This window comes from Algoriphagus terrigena DSM 22685, assembly GCF_000429445.1.
GTDB lineage: Bacteria > Bacteroidota > Bacteroidia > Cytophagales > Cyclobacteriaceae > Algoriphagus > Algoriphagus terrigena.
The window spans coordinates 77,356-101,771 of sequence record NZ_AUBW01000019.1 but is presented as its reverse complement, the minus strand read 5'-3'; the positions used below and the strand labels follow the sequence as shown (position 1 = coordinate 101,771).

At 49.4% G+C, this 24,416-nt stretch carries 18 protein-coding genes and 1 tRNA gene; 13 read left to right on the top strand and 6 right to left on the bottom strand.

The window, feature by feature from the left end; translation table 11 throughout:
• Nucleotides 1-25 precede the first annotated feature (25 nt).
• Nucleotides 26-757, top strand: coding sequence for a DUF3891 family protein (locus tag G459_RS0117380; protein ID WP_026968784.1), 732 nt, complete (start codon nt 26-28; stop codon nt 755-757).
• Between the two features lie 192 nt (nt 758-949).
• Here the strand turns inward: G459_RS0117380 and G459_RS0117375 are convergent, their stop codons facing one another.
• The 3 genes from G459_RS0117375 to G459_RS0117365 all read right to left on the bottom strand — a co-directional run bounded on the left by G459_RS0117375 (nt 950) and on the right by G459_RS0117365 (nt 2,877).
• On the bottom strand, nt 950-1,363 hold the full coding sequence (locus tag G459_RS0117375) for a response regulator (RefSeq protein ID WP_051315284.1): 414 nt from the start codon (nt 1,361-1,363) through the stop codon (nt 950-952).
• A 348-nt stretch (nt 1,364-1,711) separates the two neighbouring features.
• Nucleotides 1,712-2,209, bottom strand: coding sequence for a hypothetical protein (locus tag G459_RS0117370; protein WP_026968782.1), 498 nt, complete (start codon nt 2,207-2,209; stop codon nt 1,712-1,714).
• 583 nt (nt 2,210-2,792) lie between these two features.
• Nucleotides 2,793-2,877 (bottom strand) — tRNA-Ser (locus G459_RS0117365).
• Nucleotides 2,878-3,114: 237 nt separating this feature from the next.
• Here G459_RS0117365 and G459_RS0117355 point away from each other — a divergent pair.
• The 3 genes from G459_RS0117355 to metG all read left to right on the top strand — a co-directional run bounded on the left by G459_RS0117355 (nt 3,115) and on the right by metG (nt 6,571).
• Complete coding sequence (locus G459_RS0117355) at nt 3,115-3,747, top strand: TetR/AcrR family transcriptional regulator (protein ID WP_026968781.1); 633 nt, start codon at nt 3,115-3,117, stop codon at nt 3,745-3,747.
• A 54-nt stretch (nt 3,748-3,801) separates the two neighbouring features.
• Nucleotides 3,802-4,386, top strand: a complete 585-nt coding sequence (locus G459_RS0117350; protein WP_157373371.1) for a GrpB family protein — start codon at nt 3,802-3,804, stop codon at nt 4,384-4,386.
• Nucleotides 4,387-4,510: 124 nt separating this feature from the next.
• Nucleotides 4,511-6,571 carry a methionine--tRNA ligase gene (gene metG / locus G459_RS0117345; RefSeq protein WP_026968779.1) on the top strand — a complete coding sequence of 687 codons (2,061 nt, stop codon included), beginning with the start codon at nt 4,511-4,513 and terminating at the stop codon, nt 6,569-6,571.
• Between the two features lie 219 nt (nt 6,572-6,790).
• Here the strand turns inward: metG and G459_RS27815 are convergent, their stop codons facing one another.
• The gene (locus G459_RS27815; protein ID WP_035456280.1) at nt 6,791-8,305 is read right to left on the bottom strand and encodes a potassium/proton antiporter; all 1,515 of its coding nucleotides are present in this window, start codon (nt 8,303-8,305) and stop codon (nt 6,791-6,793) included.
• A 547-nt stretch (nt 8,306-8,852) separates the two neighbouring features.
• Here G459_RS27815 and G459_RS0117330 point away from each other — a divergent pair.
• The 3 genes from G459_RS0117330 (at nt 8,853) to G459_RS0117320 (ending at nt 12,292) form a co-directional block, all read left to right on the top strand.
• Nucleotides 8,853-10,280: a circularly permuted type 2 ATP-grasp protein gene (locus G459_RS0117330; protein ID WP_026968778.1), complete on the top strand. Its 1,428-nt coding sequence runs from the start codon at nt 8,853-8,855 to the stop codon at nt 10,278-10,280.
• Nucleotides 10,281-10,292: 12 nt separating this feature from the next.
• Complete coding sequence (locus G459_RS0117325) at nt 10,293-11,285, top strand: alpha-E domain-containing protein (protein WP_026968777.1); 993 nt, start codon at nt 10,293-10,295, stop codon at nt 11,283-11,285.
• A gap of 143 nt (nt 11,286-11,428) precedes the next feature.
• On the top strand, nt 11,429-12,292 hold the full coding sequence (locus G459_RS0117320; protein WP_026968776.1) for a transglutaminase family protein: 864 nt from the start codon (nt 11,429-11,431) through the stop codon (nt 12,290-12,292).
• Nucleotides 12,293-12,296: 4 nt separating this feature from the next.
• On the opposite strand, the gene G459_RS0117315 is transcribed toward G459_RS0117320, so the two are convergent.
• Nucleotides 12,297-13,073 carry a DUF6503 family protein gene (locus G459_RS0117315; protein WP_157373370.1) on the bottom strand — a complete coding sequence of 259 codons (777 nt, stop codon included), beginning with the start codon at nt 13,071-13,073 and terminating at the stop codon, nt 12,297-12,299.
• 253 nt (nt 13,074-13,326) lie between these two features.
• Between G459_RS0117315 and G459_RS0117310 the strand changes: the two genes are divergently transcribed.
• From G459_RS0117310 to G459_RS27810, 6 genes are all read left to right on the top strand, one after another.
• A complete protein-coding gene (locus G459_RS0117310; RefSeq protein WP_026968774.1) occupies nt 13,327-14,562 on the top strand; it encodes a PepSY-associated TM helix domain-containing protein in 1,236 nt (411 codons plus the stop codon).
• A gap of 81 nt (nt 14,563-14,643) precedes the next feature.
• On the top strand, nt 14,644-15,750 hold the full coding sequence (locus G459_RS0117305) for a glycoside hydrolase family 130 protein (RefSeq protein WP_026968773.1): 1,107 nt from the start codon (nt 14,644-14,646) through the stop codon (nt 15,748-15,750).
• 76 nt (nt 15,751-15,826) lie between these two features.
• Nucleotides 15,827-16,495 carry a response regulator transcription factor gene (locus G459_RS0117300; protein WP_026968772.1) on the top strand — a complete coding sequence of 223 codons (669 nt, stop codon included), beginning with the start codon at nt 15,827-15,829 and terminating at the stop codon, nt 16,493-16,495.
• 88 nt (nt 16,496-16,583) lie between these two features.
• On the top strand, nt 16,584-17,963 hold the full coding sequence (locus G459_RS0117295; protein ID WP_026968771.1) for a sensor histidine kinase: 1,380 nt from the start codon (nt 16,584-16,586) through the stop codon (nt 17,961-17,963).
• Nucleotides 17,964-18,034: 71 nt separating this feature from the next.
• Nucleotides 18,035-22,357, top strand: coding sequence for a CusA/CzcA family heavy metal efflux RND transporter (locus tag G459_RS0117290; protein ID WP_026968770.1), 4,323 nt, complete (start codon nt 18,035-18,037; stop codon nt 22,355-22,357).
• Complete coding sequence (locus G459_RS27810; RefSeq protein ID WP_051315283.1) at nt 22,357-23,514, top strand: efflux RND transporter periplasmic adaptor subunit; 1,158 nt, start codon at nt 22,357-22,359, stop codon at nt 23,512-23,514. The genes G459_RS0117290 and G459_RS27810 overlap by 1 nt, the downstream gene beginning before the upstream one ends.
• 104 nt (nt 23,515-23,618) lie before the next feature.
• Here G459_RS27810 and G459_RS27805 read toward each other — a convergent pair whose 3' ends face one another.
• Nucleotides 23,619-24,017 (bottom strand): four helix bundle protein, encoded by a 399-nt coding sequence (locus G459_RS27805; protein ID WP_051315282.1) that lies wholly within the window; start codon nt 24,015-24,017, stop codon nt 23,619-23,621.
• Nucleotides 24,018-24,416: the final 399 nt, after the last annotated feature.

Below are 24,416 nucleotides of genomic sequence, written 5' to 3'. Positions count from 1 at the left end.
TTGGTTTCTCCTAAATCACGAAACGATGATCGTAGCGCCAGTTGAACCGGGTTGGAAAATTTACTTTCATAAGGCACATGCCTTATTGGCGATGGATATCGGGCTGGCCATCGATCATCGCTACTGGCCTGTGAGGAAATACCTCGCCGCTGGACTGGGAAGCATCGGTGAGCACGACAATGCACAGCCCAATTGGAATGGAAGGGATAATCTGACGGAAGCGGGTGCTCCCTTGGACTACCGCGACCGAAAGGAGGTGAATCTGAAGCAGGCAAGCGCTGTGGTCAGGTCCGCGCAGTACAAGTCGTCATTCATGGCCATCATGGTGTCGCTTCATTGCCAAAATCTTTATCGGGATTCGGCCGACAAGGACGTGATTGAGTTTCTCGACAAGCAACGCCGCCTGAGAAACCGGTACGAAGTCCACCTCAATCTCGATTCAAAAGCGGTTTTACAGAGTTATGAGTTTTTGCGCTTCTGTGATGATCTCTCCCTGGCGTTGTGTCAAGACGAGATTTCGCGGCGGGACGAAATCCCGATTGAACCCATTATCGGCGACGAGAAAATCAGCCTGAAGGCCGAAAAAGAAGGTTCATTCACCCTCAGACCCTGGATTTTCTTCGAGGATGAACTTGTATTTCCCGTTGAGTTTTTCCGCACCACCAAAAGGTTCTTCGGCAGTGATGAGGAATTGAAACAGGATATAGCTCTTGACAAGCCGCTTGTGAGGGAGTTTGTTTTCAGAAAGAGCGAATGATTCGGTGAACCGGTAAAGTCGGGTAAACTCGGCGATGGACTGGATCCAGCAGACTTAGATTTTGCAGGCGAGTGAATGCTAAAAATAAGATTAAATTTCACCCTGTTCGACTCGATGATAGAGTGGAATTATAAAATTAAATATATTTTTATTGTATTTTAAATAAGATAAAAAGAATGTTACTAAGTTGAATTAGAACTTGTTGATTACAAAATTAATTTCTTTACACAACGTGTTAAAGTCGTAAGGTTTTACCAAATAATAGGAAGCTCCCAATTCTCGGGTCTCCATTACATCTACTGGATTAGATGAGGTGGAGAAGATGATGACTGGGATATTTTTCAAATTTCCGTCCTTGTTAATTTCAGTAAGACAGCTTTTGCCGTCCATACGGGGCATATTCAGATCCAAAAAAATGTAGTCTGGCAGGTGTAGGGGATTTGAGCGCAGCTTGGAAAGGCCGTCTTCGCCATCCATGGCCCCCAGACATTGGGCAGTGGAATCAACTGCACTGACCGCCTCGACAAAGAAATTGTGATCATCAATGTCATCATCTATGAGTAAAAAAACTTTAGAAGCCATAAGGTCGAGATTCTGGTTGTTCATGATCGGCGTATAGATGAGTTCGTAAGAAAATCAATACTGCCGAAAGACCCATGCTCTCCAAAATACATCAGTCAATAACTACTGGCTCGCTTGAGATTCAACAAGTGCGCTGCAGTAGATTTACCGCTGTCTTTCTAAAGAGCAGGGAACCTAATATACTAAATTTCCGGGAGAATTTAATGTGTCCTGATCAGGATAATGGGATTGTATAATTCCTGCGGGGCATTTTTTCGCGTATCGAGAGGGTGGAATTTTTGAAAAATTCCAGACTGTCAGTGATGTTGGGGCTGGTCCGGTCCAGTGGCAGCTTGAAGTGCTCTCATGCGGGGAATCAATGGAAGATTCATCTCAGAGAACCTTCGCTTCTTCCTGAAGCTGATACCAAAGCTCCGGATTGTCGGTGATCATCTGGAAGACGTTTACGCTGACGACTGCAAAGACAATGTGTGCCAAAAACAGCGCGACAAAATAATGGAAGTGGGAGATTTCTGGCGGACTGGAATGGAGACTCAGGTAGGTTTTCCACACGATGATTGCCACGATCCCACTCACGATGCCAATCAAGACAGAATCACGCAGATTGATAGCGAATATCCCCCAGTTCCAAAGGAGAAAGTAAGCAAACGAAAAAAGGATCCCGACGCCAAAATGAGCCACTGTCCCGATAAGAAAGGCGTTGCGGCTGGGGGTATAGTAATTTGTTTCTCCAATTACCATGTTTCCCAGTATGTGGATGACTTTGGTGAATTTTTTACTCAGGTACGCATAGAGGTACATCAGACCCGTCATAGCAACGGTGCCTGCCAGTCCGGAAAAAACCGTGATTAGGAAATGTGTGATGTCCATGATGTGTGAGTCTTACAAAGGGAGTAATGAACGCAGTATTTTTTGCCGGGTAGTTTGGCTGACATGACTGCGTTTTCTCCTATTCCGAAATTAGTCTCGTCTAGTTCGTCGCTAAAAACATTCCAAGGCGATGCTTTCGTCTGAATGAAATCGATAAAGACATTAAACGCTGCAGATCAAGAATGCAACCTCAACCGTAATTCTTCGGCACGTTAAGGCAGGAACGAAAAGTTACTTTATTTCCTCAAAATGAGGAATATGTTAATCGGTGTCGACGTAAGGGTTTCGTGCCGAAGGAGTTTTCCAAGTCGGCGTTCTGTGAAGGGAAATAAAGGATTGGGAGGATGGTTTGTATCTCAGAATTTGTACAATTCGCACACCTCGTACCCCCCGCACGGTACGAATCGTTCGATCCTGTTAGAAATAGGAGCGGTGGGATGCAGAGTAAAATAACTGGAGTGATCTAAATCCAAAAACAAAACAATCTCCGACCTAGATCAAATTCGTGGGACCCTCAAAAGATTCCTGCATCTAAAAATAAAACCCTAACTATCAATATTTCAGACGGTTAGGGTTTGACTTGCAGAGGAGGAGGGATTCGAACCCCCGGTACCTCACGGTACAACGGTTTTCAAGACCGCCGCGATCGACCACTCTGCCACTCCTCTGTGTTGTGATCTCTCTTTTCGAGTTTGCAAAAGTAAGCGGATTCTGATTTTATGCAAAACCATCAACCGCTTTTTCTTTTAAACTGCTGATTTATTGGAGACTTATTTTTTGCACGAAGTGCAAGGCGGTGAATTCAGCTCCGAAGTAGGAAGAGGATCCAGCTTTTCAAATTTCCAATCTCCAATTCCCAACCTCCAATTTGTTCCTTTCTATCTTTGCTCCTCAATCCCCCTGAAATGAGTAAAAAGAACAGTCCCGAAGGCAAGATTCTCGATGTGGCCTATCGGCTTTTTCTAGAAAAAGGCTACCGAAATACGACGATGGATGACATCGCCACGGACTTGGGAATGAGTAAAAAGACCCTCTATAAGCACTATCCTGGTAAACTGGAGCTGCTTTCGGCATCCTTCGACTTGCTTTGCACAAGGATGACTGCCAAGGTGGAGGGCATCGTTGACAATCGCTACCTGGCTTTTCCGCTGAAGCTCCGTTCTTTTCTCAACGTCGTGGCGACCTATCTGGCGCCGATCAATCCCGAGCTTTTCGAGGATCTCCGTGAGCATGCGCCGGGGGTGTGGCAGGAGTTCAAAGCTTACATCAACGAATCTGCCCATCTGCGCTTTGCAAAGCTTATCGAAGAAGGTGCCAGGCTGGGTTTGATCAATACTCGGATCAATGTCAGCCTCGTGGTGATGCTCTATGCGGCTGCCGTTCAGTCGATTTGGGATCCGAAGTTTGTCGCGCAGTTTCCGGAGGCGATCCAAAAAGGAGCGAAGATGTCACCAGCCGACGCGTTTGAGCAGGCAATCAGCATCATATACAATGGTATTTTGACCGAAGAAGCCCGCAGCGAATTTCAAAATGCCTAAGCAGGCCTTCGCCTGATTTTCCTATCTTTGGCCTCGATTTTTAAGGAAAAGAAGATGAGCAGTCCATTGTATGAGTTGAAGAAGGAAGACTGGAACAGGCTCTTTCCGATCCATTTGGAGGTACATAATCCAGTCTGGAGGGAGATTTTCCTGCGGGAAAAAGAGCTGATCCTTCCCAGGATTTCCAGCTTTTCGCCAGAGTTGGTCGAGCATGTGGGCAGCACTTCGATTCCAGGGATCATGGCAAAGCCATACATCGACTTGTTAATTGTGATACCTGCGGAGCATTTGTTTAATGAGGATTTGATCGCGTCGATGGCGGAGATTGGGTTCACCTATTTTCTGGTGCCGAAGCGGGACGACATCGAAGCCTATATGTCCTTCGGAAAAGGGTACAACTTGGATGGGGTGAAGGAGCAGATCTTTCACATCCACATGTGTCCACAGGATAACTTTATGGTGAACCAATTGCTATTCAGAGATGTACTCAGAGCAGACGAAAGGCTCGCCAAAGCCTACGAAAACCTGAAAGTCGAGTCCGCTTCCAAGTTCAAAAATGACAGAGGAAGCTATCTGCTTTCGAAGAATGAATTTATCCAAGACGTAATTAAAAAACATAGGACGTCAACAGTCGAGTGACTCGTCGCCAAACGTCCAAAATTTACAATAACACCACTTCGGTCTCTTCTCCTCGGCCATCTGATCCGCCCTAAGCGGAATTGGCTTTTGATAGAATCCGGTGCAATCATAGAATTCAACAACCATGAGTAACAAGAATTTCAAACGCTACACTGTCACTTCGGCGCTGCCTTACGCCAACGGTCCGTTGCACATCGGCCATCTGGCAGGATGCTACGTGCCCTCAGATATCTATGTGCGCTACCTGCGCTCTCTGGGCCGGGACGTCGCCTATATCTGCGGATCGGATGAGCACGGTGTCGCCATCACCATCAAGGCCCAAAAGGAAGGCAAGACTCCACAGGAGGTCGTGGATCATTACCACAAGATGATGAAGGGCAGTTTCGAGCAGTTTGGGATCAGTTTCGACCATTATTCCAGGACTTCGGCTCCGATTCACCACGAGACTGCGCAGTCTTTTTTCAAGGATCTTTATGAAAAAGGCGAATTCCTGGAGCAAACGACCGAGCAGTACTACGACGAGGAGGCCAATCAGTTCTTGGCGGATCGCTACATCGAGGGTACGTGCCCCAAGTGCGGCAATGAGCATGCCTATGGCGATCAATGCGAAAGGTGCGGAACCTCTCTCAGTCCGACCGACCTGATCAATCCCAAATCCAAACTCAGTGGCAGAACGCCGGTGTTGAAGGAAACCAAGCACTGGTTTCTTGATCTGGCGCGCTACCAAGACTATCTGAAGAAGTGGATACTGGAAGATCATGCCGACGACTGGAAAAACAACGTGCTGGGTCAATGTCGCTCTTGGCTGGAAGCCGGAGAAGGGCTGCAGGCCCGATCCATGACGCGTGACCTGGACTGGGGAATCCCTGTGCCGGTAGCCGGAGCCGAAGGTAAAGTACTTTATGTGTGGTTTGACGCGCCGATCGGCTACATCTCGTCTACCAAGGAGTGGGCAGCGGAAAAAGGTATCGACTGGGAGCCTTACTGGAAAGACGAGGATACCAAGTTGGTGCACTTCATTGGCAAAGACAACATTGTCTTCCACTGCATCATCTTCCCGGCAATCCTCAAGACTCACGGCGGATATGTGCTGCCTGACAACGTGCCGGCCAACGAGTTCTTGAACCTGGAAGGCGACAAGATCTCCACTTCCCGCAACTGGGCGGTCTGGCTTCACGAGTACTTGGAAGATTTTCCGGGCAAGCAGGACGTGCTTCGCTACGTCTTGACCGCCAACGCTCCGGAGACCAAGGACAACGATTTTACCTGGAAGGACTACCAGACCAGAAACAACTCTGAGCTGGTAGCGATCTACGGTAACTTTGTGAACCGCGCCGTGGTGTTGACGCAAAAGTTCTTTCAGGGAATCGTCCCCGAAAGAGGTGAGCTGAGAGGATATGACGAGGAGGTTTTGGCTGCTTTGGCGGAGTTTCCAGAGAAAATCGCTTCCTCTATCGAGCGCTATCGGTTCAGAGAGGCGCTTGGTTTGGTGATGGATTTGGCCCGACTGGGTAATAAATACCTCGCCGACACCGAGCCTTGGAAAGAGATCAAAACGGACGAGCCACGCACCAAGACGATCCTCAATATTGCCTTGAACATCGCCGCCAACTTGGCGATTGTGTCCGAACCATTCTTACCTCACACCGCCAAAAAGCTCTTTGACCTCTTCGACATCGAGGCCGGCAAATGGGACGAGGCAGGCAACGGAGAGTTGATCCGTGCCAACCGTTCCCTGGGTGAAATGGGGCTGCTCTTCGAAAAGATCGAAGACGAAACTGTAGAGAAACAAGTGCAAAAACTATTAGATGCCAAGAAGATGAACGAAGCTGCAAACACACCTGTCACTCCGATGAAAGAGCTTATTAGCTATGATGATTTTGCGAAGCTGGATATGCGGGTGGTGACAATCCTGGAAGCGGAGAAAATGCCAAAATCCAAGAAACTGCTCAAGCTCAAAGTGGATATCGGATTGGGCCACCGAACTGTGCTGAGCGGAGTGGCTGAGCACTTCGAACCTGAATTCCTGATCGGAAAGCAAGTGACCATGCTGATCAACCTCGCGCCGCGCAAGATGATGGGCATTGACTCCGAGGGCATGATCCTCATGGCTGAAGACAAAGACGGAAAGCTGAAACTGCTCCAGCCGCATGATGGGACTGCCAGCGGATCGACGATTTCTTAATTAATCGCCACTGCAGGCTGAGGAACGAAGCGAAGCGATCTTTTTGTGGAAAAAGAAGCAATATCCGGGAAAAAAGAAGCGAGAGTCAGGAAGCTGAAATCAAATAGAGATCCTTTGAGGTTCGGACAAACCTCAAAGGATTTTTCTTTTTCGAAGAACGCCAAGAAACGGAAATTGATAATTTGGAGCGCTGGTAGTTTTTTGGATGCCAGCGCCCGATCAAACAGTATCCGAATTTACAGGGGGGCCAGTTTCGAGATTGGTGATAGTTTTTATCAGCGCTTCTTGATTGTCGGTGATGATCAGAAGCTTGTCTTTCTCTTGAAGCACGGTCTTTCCCGTGGGAATGAAATACTTATCGTCTCGTTTGACCATTACCACGAGCGTATTCTCTGGAATAGCAAGATCCATCAGGTGGTTTCCTGACCGAAGGCTGTTGGCAGTGATGGTGATCTCCGTGGTCACCGATTTGATATCGTCAGAAAATTCGAGATCAAAATTTTTCATCTTTTTCAGTTCGCTAGGCTTTTCGGCCAGACCCAGCCAAATGGCCATCTGGGAAAGTGAAGCTCCCTGGACGATCAGGGAAACCAGCGTGCAGAAGAACACAATGTTGAAAAGGAGTCTGGCATGTGGGATGTTTTCCGCCAGCAGGATGATCGCAAAGATGATCGGCACTGCCCCTCTCAGGCCAACCCAGGAGATGAATGTTTTGTCCTTGAAAGACATTTTTCTGAAAGGCAGCAAGGTAATGAACACGCTGAGAGGTCTGGTGACCAAGATCATCAGAAAGCTTATAATCAAACCCGGAATGATGATCGGGATCAATTCATGCGGGTTGACTAAGAGCCCCAGGGTGAGGAACATCAGTAACTGGCTCATCCAAGCCATGCCGTCGAAGAAATTGACCGAGGAGCGTTTGTGGACAAATCGGGTGTTGCCGATCACCAACCCTCCAATGTAGACGGCCAGGTAGCCGTTGCCTTTGATGAAATAGGTAAAGGAGAAAATGAAAATGCAGAAAGTGAAAACAAGAATTGGATAAAGAGAGGCGTTGTCGATCTCAAGTTTGTTGATCACTCGCACGGCCAGTTTGCCGAAGGCGTACCCCGCCAGTCCACCGATAATCAATTGGAAAAAGAGCATTCCAAAGGCAGAAAGGTAGTTGGGAGTCCCGCCGAGCTGGACAATTTCGATGAGCGTGATGGTGAGGATATAGGCCATCGGGTCATTGCTTCCACTTTCGAGTTCGAGCATTGGGCGGAGGTTGTTTTTCAGATTCAGCCCCTTAGAGCGGAGGATGGAAAAGACAGACGCCGAATCAGTGGAAGACATCGTCGCCGCCAGCAAGAGGGAGGTAGTGAGTCCAATTCCTGCAGAGGGCATGTTCATCCCCAATACCCACCAGATCAGCACGCCGGTCAAAATTGCGGTCAAAAACACTCCAAGTGTGGCCAAGATGACACCCTGAGGAATGATGGGCCTGATCTCCGAGATCTTGGTATCCATGCCGCCGGAAAACAAGATGATGCAAAGCGATATCGTTCCGATCGCCTGAGCGACTTGGATGTTTTCGAAGTGAATCCCTAAGCCGTCACTGCCAAAGACCATCCCGACTCCCAGAAAAAGGAGGAGGGCAGGTACGCCGAATCTGTACCCCGCTTTACTGGCTAATATACTCAGGAAGAAAAGGATAGAAATTACAAAGAGTACGAGTTCTACGGAGATGCTCATCTTAATCTGACTGAAAGGGTTTATCTAAAAACAATCTAAGTAGTTGCTTTCACTTCCCCAGACAGAACGGTTTCTCCTGAAAAAAAGCATGCGAGACCTCGTGGAGCCTCTTTATAAACTAAACTCAGATTAATGTATTATGACAAAAATAAGCATTGAAGCCCATCCTCATTGATTTATTTGGGTGTTTCCTGATATATTTTTGGACAGTTAGGTGCCGTTTTCTGATTTTCCCTCGGATTAGTATTAGGAAATCTTCCAAGAGTTGGGCGGAGATCGGGACGGTTAGCATCAGGTTTTTGATCAAAATGGTTTCTGTAAAACAGTGATTTTCTAAGAACTTTTTTGTCCGCTAGCTTTTCTCGGGTTTTCTACGCCAAACTATTGGTATTCAATGCGGATAAGGTGGTTATTTTCAAGAAATCTTGAAAATAAATCATTGAACAGTTGATATCGGTGTGAAAAATGGCTAAAAACAGATCTTTTTTTGAAAATATTTGATTTTCGCGTTTCTTTTTTATCTTACTGTAGAATTTATTTCAAGCCTATGAATACAGAAGGATATTCCTGCAACGAACACTTTGACGAGATGTTCACGCCCGATGGACAGGTCAGAGGACACTACGATGAGTTTTACAATTACCTGAGCAAGGCGTCTGCAAAAAAGATGACTCAGCTCCAGTTTTCTGCAAACAAAACCCAGAAGGCGATGGGGATGACTTTCAATGTCTACCATGACAATCAGGGACTTGAAAAAATCCTGCATCTGGACATTATCCCGCGGATCATCGCCAACGCGGAATGGCGAAAACTCGAAGCCGGGCTGAAGCAGCGGATCTATGCGCTCAATCTTTTTCTCCAGGATATCTACAACGATCAGAAGATTCTGAAGGATGGGATCGTACCGGCGGATCTGATCCTGGGTTCCAAGGATTACCTGAAGCCCTGCGTTGGCCTCACGCCGCCCAAGGGAATTTGGTGCCACATCACGGGTACGGATCTGGTCAGAAACAAGGACGGAGAATATTACATCCTAGAGGACAACCTCCGCTGTCCTTCTGGAGTTTCCTACATGCTGGAAAGCAGGGAGATCATCAAGCGCGCCTACCCGCAGCTGTTCAATGACGAAGGTGTGATGCCGGTGTCCGACTACCCGACCAAGCTGCTGAAGATGCTCCAATTCCTCTCCAACAAGGCCAAGCCGGTAGTCGGTGTGTTGACTCCTGGTATCTACAATTCGGCCTATTTTGAGCATTCCTACCTCGCCTTGCAGATGGGCGTCGAGCTGGTCAATGGCGTGGATCTGATCGTCCAAAACAACAAAGCCTACATGCTCACGACGAAGGGCCTGCAGCAGATTGACGTGATCTATCGGCGAATCGATGATTCATTCTTGGATCCTTTGACGTTCAATCCTGAATCCATGCTGGGCGTGAAGGGGATTTTTGATGCGTACAAAGCCGGTAATGTGGCTCTTGCCAACGCGCCGGGTACCGGGGTCGCTGATGACAAAGCAGTCTATGCCTATGTGCCGCGAATCATCAAATACTACCTGGGAGAGGAGCCGATACTCCACAACGTGCCGACGTATCTCTGTCGGGAAGAGGAAGACAGAAAGTATGTCTTGGACCACATCGATGAATTGGTGGTGAAAGAAACCAACGCCGCTGGCGGCTACGGGATGCTGATCGGCCCCAAATCGACCAAAGAAGAGCATGAGAGATTCAAGTTCTTGATCAAAAACAATCCGGACAACTACATCGCGCAGCCGACCTTGTCGCTGTCGACCGTCCCCTGTCTGACAGATGAGGGGATCGCCGGCCGCCATGTCGATCTGCGCCCATATATTCTTTATGGAAAAGACATAGAAGTTATACCCGGAGCATTGACGAGAGTGGCTTTGAAAAAAGGCTCTTTGGTCGTCAATAGCTCCCAGGGTGGAGGAAGCAAAGACACGTGGGTTCTGTACAATTAATCTGAAAATACTATGCTGAGCAGGGTTGCAAGCCACATCTACTGGCTGGGAAGATATCTGGAAAGAGCGGAAAACTACGCCCGATTTATTGACGTCAATTTCAATCTGATGCAGGATCTGCCGACGGATATGAAGGAGCAATGGGCGCCGCTGGTGGCGGCTACAGGGGACTTTGAGTTGTATCGGAAAAAATACCCCGGATTTGAGCGTCACCAGGTGATGTATTTCCTGGCTCTTGATTCAGACAATCCCAACTCGATGCTCTGCTCTGTGACCAATGCCCGGGAAAACGCCAGGATAATCCGTGAAAATCTCAGTAAAGAGACTTGGGAAAAGGTCAACGAGTTGTACTACATGCTCAAGGAAGGCCTCGAAAGAAAGGTCTGGAAAAAGGAAGATCCGAGACAGTTCTTCGAAACTGTGAAAAACCAAATTCTCCTGATCTATGGCTTGGCCGACGCGACCGTCGCCAGGACGGAGGGCTGGCACTTCAGGCAACTGGGACAGCTGCTAGAGCGGGCAGACAAGACTTCCAGGATACTCGATGTGAAGTATCACATTCTGTTGCCTACGACGCACGAAGTCGGATCTCCGTTGGATTTCCTTCACTGGATGGCTTTGCTCAAGTCAGTCACAGGACTCAATACCTACCGACGGCTCTATGGCAACATCGACCCGTCGGGCGTAGTCGAGTTTTTGGTGCTCAACAAGTATTTTCCACGTTCGATATTCTACTGTCTCAAGGAGGCCGAGCGATGCCTTCGCTGCATATCTGAAAATACCTCAGATGGTTTCAGAAACTCCGTCGAGAAAGCGATCGGGGAGATGCGTTCCCGCTTAGAGTACTCTGAGATCGATGACATCATTGCAGTGGGACTTCATGAATATTTGGATAATATTCAACTAAAAATTAACCATATTTCCGACCTCATCGATATCAACTATTTCCGGGCAAAGGATAACTTCGTCTATCAGCCCGAATCTCAATCCCAATCTCAATCATGACTTTCAGTCGGGTAACAAATTCAACAAATGTATGGGTCGGACACCCTGACGCCCGGCTCACTTTTTGCCACAAAACCAAGATACTCCTGAGGACAAACGTCCGCGTTGAAGAGGCTGAATTGGTCACTTGGAGCTCCTGAGCCATGTTGATCCAAGTCAGTCATCGATCGGTGTACGAGTACAGTACCGAGGTCTTTCTCGGGATTCACAAGCTATATCTGATCCCGCAGCATCGTCCCTATTTCAGGGTCGAGCACCAGAAGTTTCAGATCCTTCCGGAGGCGGACGGGAATAATTTCCGCCAGGATCTCGCCGGCAATTGGTACAAGCAGTGCTGGTTTACGGGCATGACGGCATCCTTGGAGATTGCCGGAGAGTGGATCTTCAAGCTCCAGAATTTCAACCCTTTTGGCTTTATCATCGACAGGGAATTTGAGGAGAAAGGGTGGGGAAATGCCTCGTTTCAGTTTAGTTATGAGGAAAAGACTGCTTTTCTGATCCCCTTTCTGGCCGACAAGGAAGACGGTCGATTTCGGGATTTTATGTTGCCGATCAAGGATCAGTCGCTTGGTCTGATCGATTTTTTGGTGAATCTGACGCGCGAGATCAATCAAGGCTGGAAGCATCTGATCCGTCAGGAACAGAACATCTGGACCTCGGAATTTACCTTTTCGGAGAAGAAAGGATCTTGCAGAGACATCGCTCTGATGGAGATGGAGATGCTGCGGGAGCTGGGGCTGGCCACGCGTTTTGTCAGCGGCTATGCCTTTAATCCCGATTTGGATGAGGGGCACGAGCTGCATGCCTGGCTGGAAGTGTTTTTGCCGGGTGCTGGCTGGGTTGGAATCGATCCGAGCCTAGGGCTGCTGACCGACCACCGTTACATTCCCCTGGCTTCACATCCCGATCCTGCGCGCACCTTGCCGGTGCAGGGGACTTTCTTGGGTGATTCAGGTTCTGCGCTGAAGACACATGTGCACATGAAGCTCCTTCACCAAGGAAGGTAGGTCATTAGTTTGCCACGACTGCGTTTGTCTCAGGCATCTCAAACAGCCCTTCGTCAAGCGGTTCATCCACCAGGAAGATATCAGAAAAGCTCACTTGATAGCTAATCCGCTGCGCCGAATCATTGACGTATTGATATCCAGTCATGATCTTCGGAAATGCCAACCCATTCACGTCACGATAGTCTTCGTATTTGAGCGCATTCATGTTTGGATTGTTTTTGTCAAAAAAGGTGACCTTATACAGCAGCCAGGCCAATCTTCCGGTATCCGGATCGATGAGCATAAAATATTTGTCATCGGGGCTGTCGCCGACATTTGCTTCAAAACTCACCTCCAGTGCTTCGTACGATTTTCCGTTGACCAGTTTGTTTTCCGTCTTTTTGACCGTGACTCCCGGATCGGTGAAGATGTAGGGGATCGAAAAGAAGTAGAAATAGAGGTTGTGGTAGAAGCGAACGGATTTTCCCTGAAAAGCCTCCAGACTGGGACTGATCCAGATTTTTTCGCCGTCGTTTCCGATCTGCCACGCGTCTGCATCGATACGTACCTTGCGGTCAGCGAGGTTGACGTAGTGATTCTCCATCGCCAGGGTGGTCTCATGAATCATTGCAAAAGAAAATGCCTTGGCATCGATCCACTTGCTCCAATCGCCATGCGCGTCCAGTAGCTTTTTGAACTCCGCCGGTTGATCGAGTCGGGGATCTGAGGCGGTGCTCTTTTGCTCGCAAGCAAATGCTAGGCAAAGTATAGTCAGGAATAGTAAGGCTTTGAAGATTTTCATTCGGGGCATTTTTGGGAAAGAAAGATACCAAAAGAGCGTAAAATAGCCAGTAGGCTTTTTGCTACTCTTGGCCGCAAGAACAGAGATTTGACTGGCAGTTCTGGACTCTTTTTGATTCAATGTCGCACAAAAGGATTGTTTTCATAAATAAACAGAGCCTTTAAAGTGGTAGCAGGATCAACAATTTTTTAAGATCGAATCTAAATAATAAAGTTACTTGTTTAGATTTGTTCCAGTTTAAAATAAGCGAGTTATGTGGAAACCGATCCGAAATTTCTTAGTGGACCTTCACCAGTATGCGGGACTCACTTGCGGGCTGATTGTGATTGCTGTCTGTCTCAGCGGCACGATCTACGTGTACAACACAGAAATCAGGGAGTTCGCGGATTCTGAGCGGTATTTTGTTGAGATATCCGGGCAAAAGAAGACGCTGGACGAGTTGAAAACTCAGGTCGAAATGAGCCTTTCGGGCGAAGTGGTCGGAGCCAGTGTCTATCAGGGTGAGGATCGTACGGTGCAGTTTCAGGTAAAGAAGGAGGGCGAGGAGCGTCCGGTGACTTACTACGTAAATCCTTACACTGCCGAAATCCTCACTGACAACGTGGAAAAGACTTCCGCCGAGGAGTTTATGGGTTACATGTTTTCCCTCCATCGCTGGCTGCTATTGGACAAGATCGAAGAGCCGATTCTTGAGTCGATGGGCAACCGCGACTTAGGCAGATTTATCAATGGCGTTGCGACTTTGTTGTTTCTTTTTGGAGTGATGTCGGGCATTTTCATCTGGGTGCCGCAGAAGGTGAAAACCTGGAAGCAGGGCCTGAAGATCAAATGGTCGGCCAACTGGAAGCGCGTCAACCATGACCTGCACAATACCCTCGCTTTCTATTCGCTGATTGTCCTGTTTCTGATGGCTGTGACCGGGCCTTTCTGGTCTTATGAATGGTATCGGGAGGGTTGGCAAAAGACCTGGGATATCTATCAGGCGCCTAAGCCGGAAAATGCTCAGGCTGGATCCGGTGACAAAGACAGTGCAAAATCAGAGACACCGGTAGAGGAATTGACTGTCGAAAAAGCGATCATCTCATTTGATGAGGTCGTGGCTGCCAGCAATTCTACCCTTGCCTATGACGGGAATCTCCGCATTTCGATGCCCGGTAAGCCGGGAGGGGATATTTCTGTCAGCAAATCCCGCACAGGGTTCTTTGCAAAAGCAGGTTCTGATCAGCTGACGCTCGACCCGGCAAGTCTGGAAGTAAAGGAAGCCAAGCTGTTTTCGGATCTCTCCACCAGACAGCAGATCGGACGCTCGGTCAAGTCGCTTCATACCGGAGAGATCTTCGGTCAGTTCACCAAGTTTATATGGTTTGTTGCTTGTCTCATCGCGACATCGCTACCAATTACCGGCACACTGATCTGGTGGAACAAACGCAAAACCAAAAAATCAAAACGATCCAAACAGTCCAAAAATACCCAGGTCGAGATGGCCTGATTTTTACCAAAGCGGGTGAGTCAACCCGCTTTTTTCGTTTTTTCCCCGGGACATTGGGAGCTTAGCTGTATTTTGTAAGCTATGAAAGGAAAAAATCTAGTTTCCGTTGCCACACTTATCTTTCTGGCCGGGACGGCTTTTGCTCAGGAGAAAACCTGGATGCTTGGTCCCTTCGAGCGGCCCAAAATTGCGCAGCCGATCATTTCCCCTCTCCCCGATACGGAGTTTCTAGACCCGATGACCGGCAAGACTGTCCATTGGGAGTCGATGGCAACATTCAATCCCGCAGCAATCGTCCATGATGGAAAGGTTCGTGTGATTTATCGCGCTGAAGAGAAGTTGGGTGAAAAGGAAATCGGCGGCCATACTTCCCGGTTGGGCTTGGCAACTTCCCCAGACGGCTTTTCTTTTTCCAGAGAAAACACGCCGATCTTCTATCCTGCAGATGATTCTCAAAAAGAATTTGAATGGACGGGCGGCACAGAAGATCCCAGGATCGTCGTGACAGAGAATGGACTTTTTGTCCTGACCTATACGCAGTGGAACCGGGACGTGCCGCGACTGGCTGTAGCCACTTCCAAGGACCTGAAAACTTGGGAAAAGCATGGGCCGATCTTCGAAAACTGGAAAGATGGCAAGTACCACAACTCAGAATCCAAATCGGGAGCCATCGTCACTGAAGTGAAAGACGGAAAACTCGTGGCTGCAAAAATCCAGGGAAAATATTGGATGTACTATGGAGTTCCCCACATTTGGCTGGCCACTTCGGATGACTTGGTGAATTGGGTTCCGGTAGAAAATCACGAAGGAAACCGGGTGCCTGTCCTGAGTCCAAGGCCGGGATTTTTTGATTCTTGGCTCGTAGAGGCGGGTCCGCCGCCGTTACTGACCAAAGAGGGAATCGTCGTCCTTTATAACGCCGGTAATTCCCAGCAGGTGGGAGTGAAGAGCCTGGGCAATCGGGTCTATACCGGAGGTCAGGCCCTGTTTGATGCGGATGAGCCCTGGAAACTTCTGGATCGTGTCGATCAGCCGTTTATTCAGCCCGAATTGCCCTTTGAGAAATCCGGTCAATATCCCGAGGGGACCACGTTTTTGGAAGGTTTGGTTTTCTTTGAGGGGAAATGGTTGCTTTATTACGGCACTGCGGACAGCATGGTCGGAGTGGTGAGTGCACCGGCGAAGTGAAGGTTAAGTGAATTTTAAGGATGTGAAGCACTGACTTCCCCGCGGATTTTTAATTTTTGTCTTTAAAAACAAGTCAATGCGCATTCTGATAGTCGAAGACGAACCCGGTATTTCCAATTTTCTCAAGCAGGGATTGGAGGAGGAAGCCTTTGCGGTGGATATCGCTGATAATGGAAAGGACGGGCTGGACTTAGCACTTTCCGGGAGCTATGACCTGCTGCTGTTAGACTGGATGCTGCCGGGAATGAGCGGAATTGAGCTCACACGGCAGTTTCGTAAGGAGTTTCCGCAGACGCCGATCATTTTTCTGACTGCAAAAGACACGCTCGACGAGACTGTCTTCGGGCTGCAGTCCGGAGCCAACGACTACATCAAGAAGCCTTTTCACTTTGAAGAATTGTTGGTCAGAATCCGCGTTCAACTCAGAGGTAAATCCAATTCGGAAGAGAAACTGAGCCTCGGTCCATTTGTGATTTTCCCGGATAGGCATCTGGTTCAAAAGGGCGAAGAGGAGATTGTGCTCACGCAAAAGGAATTTGCGCTGCTCGAGTATCTCGTTCGCAACAAGAACAAGGTGTGCCGCCGCACCCGGATCATCGAAAGTGTGTGGGACATTCACTTCGAGTACAACACCGGCGTGATTGATGTCTTTATCAATTCGCTGCGCAAGAAGCTGAATCTGCAAAAGGAGGAAGATTACATCCAGACGATCCGAGGAGTGGGCTATATGGCTAAGGAATTATGAAATCGAGTCTGACTAGATTAGCTTCTAAAGGAACGAAGGCTAGCAAGGCGAGATTCCATGTGGCCTTTAAAAATCAAATTGGATCCACATGAAATTGGCCTACAAAGAACGAATCGCCGGACGACTGACCTTGGCTACTTCGCTGATAATCTTGGTGGTGTTTGGGGTGATCTATCTGGTGGCCAACTTCACGGTCGTCAATAGCATCGACCGGGAATTGGGGTTGGAAACCGACAAGCACAGGGATCAGATCTTCCTTGTGGAGGGCGAGATCCGCTTTCTTCACAAAGACGAGTGGCAGGAGATGGAGCATAGCCAGCTTCAGCTCAACCCGATTTTCATCGAAATCGTCGACTTGGATGGCCACTCCATGGATCGCTCGCCAAATCTCAGAAGTCATCACCTGATTTTTTCTCCGGAAATCATCTCCGAAAAGGCCGCCCGAACGATCAGAATAGGCGACAGCGAAGTCCGGCAGATGCAGATTCCGCTGTTCAATGTGGGCAAGCACGAGGGCTATTTGCTGCTGGCGAAGTCATTTGAGGACTCCCGCGAGCTGCTCAATAACCTCCGCAACGTGCTGCTGATCCTCTATCCGGGCATCCTGCTTTCGCTGTTTTTGACCATGCGATATCTGGCTGGAAAAAGTATCGAGCCCATCCGACAGATCATCAGTAAGACCAACCGCATCACCCAAAGCAATCTCAACGAGCGCGTGCCGGAAGCCGAGCCCAACGATGAAATAGGTCAACTCACCCGCTCGATCAATGAGCTACTGGAGCGGCTGGAGGCTTCTTTGATCCGGGAAAAGCAATTCACCTCCGACGCATCGCACGAACTTCGGACGCCATTGGCGGTGTTGCGGGGCACTTTGGAAGTCCTGATCCGTAAGCCGAGAACCGCGGAAGAGTACGTGGAGAAGATCACGTCCGCCTTCTCCAGCATTGACCGGATGTCGGCGACGATCGATCAGTTGCTGGCGCTGGCGAGGGAGGAAAAAGGAAAATTCTCCGTCCGGGAGGAGTTGGAGCTGATTACATTTTTGGAGGAAATCACCGACCAGATAGCCGTGGAGCAGCAACGGAAGATCAGCTTCAGATGCGAGGCCAGCACCCCGATCTTTGCCAAAGCCAACGAGCAATCGCTGCAGATGATCCTAAATAACCTGATTCAGAATGCCGTGAAATACTCTACACCAGATCAGGAAATATTGGTCAAAACGGGAATTACCAATTCGGTGCCGTACATCGAGGTCTGCGATGCAGGCTCCGGGATCGCGTCAGAGTATTTGGAGAGGATTTTTGATCCGTTTTTCAGGGAAAAAGAAGCGGTAGACCGATTGATTCCCGGCACGGGATTGGGCTTGGCGATTGTGAAAAAGCTGGCTCAGGAATCCGGAATCCGTATCTCTGTATCGAGCGAAAAGGGAAAAGGCAGCACGTTTCGCCTGGACTTGCTCGATTCTTAAGCAAATCTTAAGAATCGCCTAAGACTGGCCTAAGGTCCCGGTCCGACCTTCGTCGGAAACTTTGGCCTTTCATGCTAGATCGTATTATCCAGTGGAGCATCGGGAATAAGCTCGTCATTTTCATTTTTATCGCGGTTTGGATCGGATTTGGGATTTTTTCCCTCACTAATCTACCCATCGGTGCTGTCCCTGATGTGACCAACAATCAGGTGCAAGTAATCACCACCTCCAGAAATCTCGCCACCGAAGACGTGGAGAAATACCTGACCTATCCGGTGGAGCTCGAGATGGCCAACTTGCCGGGAGTGAAGGAGATTCGCTCTGTTTCCAAGTTTGGACTGTCGGTCGTGACCATCGTTTTTGAGGAAGATATGGGGACGTACCTGCCCCGACAGCTGATCTCGGAGCGCTTGATCATGGCGCAGGAGAAAATCCCCGAGGGCTTCGGCACACCGTTCATGGGACCGATTTCGACAGGGCTCGGAGAGATTTACCAGTACATAATCGATGTGAAGCCGGGCTTTGAGGATCGGTATTCGATCACTGATCTGCGGACGATTCAGGATTGGGTGGTGCGACGACAGCTGGCTGGCATCTCCGGCGTGGTCGAGATCAACACTTGGGGAGGGTATCTCAAAGAATATGAGGTAGCGATCAATCCGGACCGACTGAAGGGGATGAATATTAACCTTGCTAGCGTCTATGAAGTGCTGAGCAAGAACAACTCGATCGCTGGAGGCAGCTACATCGAAAAGACCAACGAAAGCTTTTTTATCCGCGGCGAAGGATTGGTGTCGAGTCTGGAGGATATCGGGAATATCGTGGTCGAGGTCCGAAACGGTGCGCCGGTCTTCATCCGGGATATCGCCGAGGTACGATTTGGACATGCCAACCGATTTGGTGCGATCACCGCAAACGGCGAGGGGGAAAAGGTGCTCGGTCAGGTGATGATGCTCAAAGGCGCTGATGGTAAACGGACAATCGACCGGGTGAAGGAGCGGATAGCGGAGATGGAAAACACACTGCCTGAAGGAATCGTCATCAATGGCTTTTTGGATCGCTCAGACCTGACAGATCGGACGACTTTTACCATTGCCGAAAACCTGATTCTGGGTTGCCTTATCGTCGTCTTCGTGGTGGTCTTGCTGCTGGGTAATTTCCGCTCGGGACTCGTCGTTGCATCCGTTATTCCCCTGAGTTTGCTGTTTGCGCTGTCGATGATGTACATCTTCGGTGTCGATGCCAACCTGATGAGCTTGGGGGCGATTGACTTCGGGATCATCATCGACGGTGCGGTGATCATCGTCGAGTACATCGCCTTCCGATTTACCAGATCTTCTGCGCTTTTTGCTTCGCTTTCCGGTAAGGAAAAACAAGCCGAGAAGGACAAAATTACCCTGCAGGGTGCCTCCAAGATGATGCATTCCGCGCTCTTTGGTCAGATCATTATCATCATCGTCTTCATCCCGATCCTTTCGCTTTCGGGAGTGGAGGGAAAAATGTTCCGCCCGATGGCTGAAGTGTTTAGCTTCGCCCTGATCGGCACAATGATCTTGGGACTGACTTATGTGCCTGTCGTTTCTTCGCTTTTCCTGAAATCGGAAGCTCCGGGACCAAGGAACGTTTCAGTCCGACTGATCAACTTCCTGAACAAGATCTACGAACCCACGATCAACTGGGCTTTGAAGCATTCTAAAGCCGTATTGGCTGGAGCTACAGCCATTCTCGTCGGAACCTTCCTGCTTTTCTCCACCATGGGTTCTGAGTTTGTGCCGACGCTGGACGAGGGCGATTTCGTGATCCAACCATTTTTGAAGACAGGAACAACCCTGTCAAACACAGTGGAGACTGTCACCAAGATGGAGAAGATTATCCTGAAGTTTCCCGAAGTGAAGCAAGTCGTGACGCGAATCGGCGCTGCCGAAATCCCCACTGATCCGATGTCTATGGAGGAGAGCGACGTGATCGTGACGCTGCATCCGCCGTCCGAATGGACGACAGTGGAGACCAAGGATGAATTGGCCGAGAAATTCAAGGTGGCGCTGGAGGCCATTCCCGGGATGGATTATGAGTTTACCCAGCCCATCGAGATGCGCTTCAACGAATTGATCACTGGTGTCAGGGCAGATCTGGCGATCAAGGTTTTCGGAGAGGATTTGGACGTCTTGCTACAGACAGCCCAACAGATCGAAGCTGCAATTCAGGGTGTGGATGGAGCTTCGGACATTATCTTGGAAAAAGTCGATGGGCTTCCGCAGATGAAGATAGACTATGACCGCGCCAAGATTGCCAAGTTCGGACTGAACGTCGAGGATCTGAACCAAGTCGTGACTTTGGGTTTTGCGGGGATGAGTACGGGGACGGTCTTTGAGGGGGAAAAGCAATTTGATCTGGTGGTGCGGTTTGCGGAGCCTTTCCGCAAGGACATCTCCCATCTCGAAAATGCCGCGATCCAACTCCCCGACGGAGGAAGTGTTCCGCTGCATGAGCTTGCAAAAATATCCTATACCAAAGGCCCGGCAAAGATCTCCCGCGACAATACCCAACGACGCGTCGTGATCGGTGTCAACGTGCGCAACCGGGATCTACAATCCGTGGTGGATGATATCCAAGGAATCGTCGGAAAGCTGGATATCCCCGAGGGCTACCGGGTGGACTACGGCGGTCAGTTTGAAAACCTTCAGCAAGCTCGGGCCAGGCTGATGATTGCCGTTCCGGTGGCGCTGATTCTGATCTTTGTGCTGCTGTACTTCGCTTTTTCCTCAGCCAGAGATGCCTTCATGATCTACACGGCGATTCCGTTTTCGGCGATCGGAGGCGTGCTGCTGCTATGGGCCAGAGACATGCCGTTCAGTATTTCTGCTGGCGTGGGCTTTATAGCCCTGTTTGGGATTGCTGTGCTCAACGGTATTGTGATGATCGAACATTTCAAATCCATGAAAGATAAATACACTTCCATCCGCGAGCTGGTCATCGTGGGCGCCAAGGAGCGGCTCAGACCGGTCTTGCTCACCGCTTCGGCCGCAGCTTTGGGCTTTTTACCGATGGCGGTTTCGGGTTCGGCAGGGGCCGAAGTTCAGCGGCCTTTGGCTACGGTCGTGGTCGGTGGCTTGATCTCTGCGACGCTGTTGACCCTGGTTGTGTTGCCGGTGTTGTATGTGCTTTTCAACTCGGGGAAAAAAGGCGGCAGCAAACTGCCAAAAACGGCGGTCATGCTCTTGATCCTGATGACGGGTTTGACGCTTCCTGCTTTTTCCCAAGACGAAGTCCAATCCCTCACGCTGCCTCAGGCATTGCAGCTCGCACAGGAGCAAAACTTTGGGATCAAGGCTGCGGAAAAGAGCCTCGAATCAGCCGCGGCCTTGAGCCGCTCGGGCTGGACTGTGGACAAAACTGAAGTCTATTACGGCGTTGACAAAAACGATATCGCCGAAAACGGCATCTACAACCGGGTCTGGGGAGTAAGGCAAAGTATAGATTTTCCCTCGGTCTATGCGGCTCAAAAAGATGTGCTCCAGGCCGCCGAGATGCAACAATCCGCCCAGCTCCAACTCGCGGCGAGAGCGCTCAACAAGGAGGTAAGTCAGGCGTTCGTCACGGCGCAGTATTGGAAAGAGATGGGAGAGAATTACAATTTTCTGGACAGCCTGTACACAGAGTTTTCCCGCGCCTCGACCCGTAGACTGGAGACTGGCGAGTCCAATCTGCTGGAGAAACTCACCGCTGACAGTAAGAAAAAAGAGATCAGCTTGAAAAAGGCAGAGGCTGCAAGAAACTTCGAAGTGTCGCTCAATCAACTCCGGCAGCTTTTGAATATTGATGGCGGAATCGTGCTGAGCGGGGAAGAGATTTCTTTTGACGGGCAATCCGATCTGGAAGATCACCCGGCGCTGCTGCAGTACGAAGCGGAGGCTCAGCAGGTAGAAAGCCAGATGAAAGTGGAGCGCAGGATGATGCTTCCGGACATGAATTTGGATCTTTTCCGGGGTACGAATCCGGGGCAGGACGCCAAGGTCTATCCGGGATTTCAGGCGGGCATTGGAGTTCCCTTGTTTTTTGGTTCCCAGAGTGCAAAAGTCAAAGCCGGAAAGATCCAGCAGGAGCAGATCCTACTCGAATCGGAGGCTTTCAAGCAACAGCTCCAAACCAACTATTCCAACATCCAAACCTCGCTGGCCCAGAACAAGGAGGTGATCGAATACTACGAATCGGACGGTGAGTCACTCTCCAGGCTGATGCGCGAACAGGCCATTCGCTCCTTTGCGGAGGGAGAGATTGACTTTCTCCAGTACGTGCATCTGATCGAAAACTCCCGCAACATTACCCTGCAGTATTTGCAGGCCAAGCTGGATTACCAACTCAATCAACTCGAACTTATTTACCTGAATAACTGATGAACGCATTTCAGTCCAATACACTCATTTCCGGCGTTTTGATCCTGGCTTTGGCTACTTTTTCCGGCTGTGGGAAAAACGAGAAACCCGCAGCAGAAGGAATCGAAGTCACTGAGGCTCCCGAGGGAGCAGGGGAAATATTCCTCACCATCGAGCAGTTCAATACCATGGAAATGGCCTGGGGAAATCCCGTGAAGGGCGAGTTTTCGTCCGAGATCAGCGTACAAGGAACGGTCGAGGTGCCGGTCGAGGGCAGGCAGGAGATCTCCGCCTACTTTGGTGGGTACGTCAGCGGGCTGAAGCTGATGGAAGGTCAAAAGGTGCGGAAAGGAGAGACGCTGTTCTATCTCGAAAACCCCGATTTCATCCGGCTGCAGCAGGATTATTTGGAGACCAACAGCCAACTGGCATACCTCAAGGCGGAGTTTGAGCGCCACAAGACGCTGTTTGGCGAGCAAATCTCAGCTCAGAAAAACTACCTCAAGGCGGAGGCAGACTATCAGGGAGCCTTGGCCAAAAGCCAAAGTCTGAAGAAGCAACTCACTCTGATCAATATCAACACCGATCAGCTCAGTCCCGAGACGATCCGCAGCAAAGTACCGGTTTACTCGCCGATCGACGGGTTCGTGGAGGATGTACACATCGTGCCGGGACAATTCCTGATCGCCTCAGGCAAGGCCGTCTCGTTGTTGAACAAAGACCACATGCATCTGGAGCTGGCCTTGTTTGAAAAAGATATCCCCAACATCCATCCCGGACAAAAGGTGGAGGTATCCATGCCGGATTCTCCTGACAAGTTCCTGATGGCCGAAGTCCATCTCGTGGGTCAATCCATCAATGCTGAGCGACAGATCAATGTGCATGCGCACGTGATGGATGAGGCGGAAGAGGAGAAGCTGATCCCGGGCACTTTTATTCAAGCCCGCGTACAGCTCGATCCGCAGGAGTCATGGGCGCTGCCGGAGGATGCGCTGGTAGCCGTGGAAGAAGACTATTACATCTTGGTGCAAAAAGAAAAGACGCCGCAAGGATATAAGCTTGAGCGGGTAAAAGTGGTCCCCGGCGCCAAAAGCCATTCGATGATCGCAATCCAGCCGATAGCCGGAGTAGATCAATCGACGCTCGTGTTGACAAAAGGCGGGTTTAATCTGCTTTGAGGCGGTTTTCAGTGACAAGTCGCAGTAAGGAGACGCAGTTTTCAGCGATCAGTCGCAGTCTCAGTACGCAGTAAAAGCGTATAAAGCTCGGGTGAGGAAATTTGCTAACTGGATTCGGTGGGAAGTAAATTCTGCATTTTTCTTGATCCGAATTTTTCGTGGTGGAGCATCATGAAGTTAATAAGCTTCCCTACGCCCTGGACTTCAAGAACGAGCCTTTCATGGGCTGAGTTATCCAAGTATTCGCATGCCAGGGCAAAATCCAGCCAGACTTGGGTTTCGCTGTTTTCCATATCGGAATCGCTCAGCTTTGAGATAAAGTGGGCGGGATTGTTTCTTTTCCGATAGGACTCAGTGAGGCAGGCACAAACAGATCTGCTTGACCTTCGGATCTGATCTGTCAAAGCGTATTTTTCTTCTTTTGGGAAGGATTTTGAGATTTGAAAAACTTCCATAGCAAGCCTGAATCCTTTTTGGTAGGCTAGAAGTTTGGCGAAATCCATGATCGATGTGGGGATTAGAATTGACTATCCTTAAGAGGTGTAACCCAAGCCGAATACCGACTTGGGTTACTTTGTTTAAAGTTTCACTTGGAAATCGAAGTGTATTGGTTGTCAGTTAGGAATGATCACTGCAGCTGTTACCGCGACTGAAAGCTGCAATCTGCGACTGATGACGGAGACTCCGCTCTCCCGACAACAATCAGGACTATCACGACTGTCAGCCTGAGTGGAGTCAAAGGCTTTAGCAATAAGTAAGGAGAGGAAATTCCAAAAGATTGCTTCAGGGTTATCAATATTCTTCGAACTGTCAGACGTATGTCCAACCCTTGGCAATGACGCCGGACTGCGACTGCCCTCTGAAAAGAAACCTTCGAGGTTCTGAACAAAACCTCAAAGGTT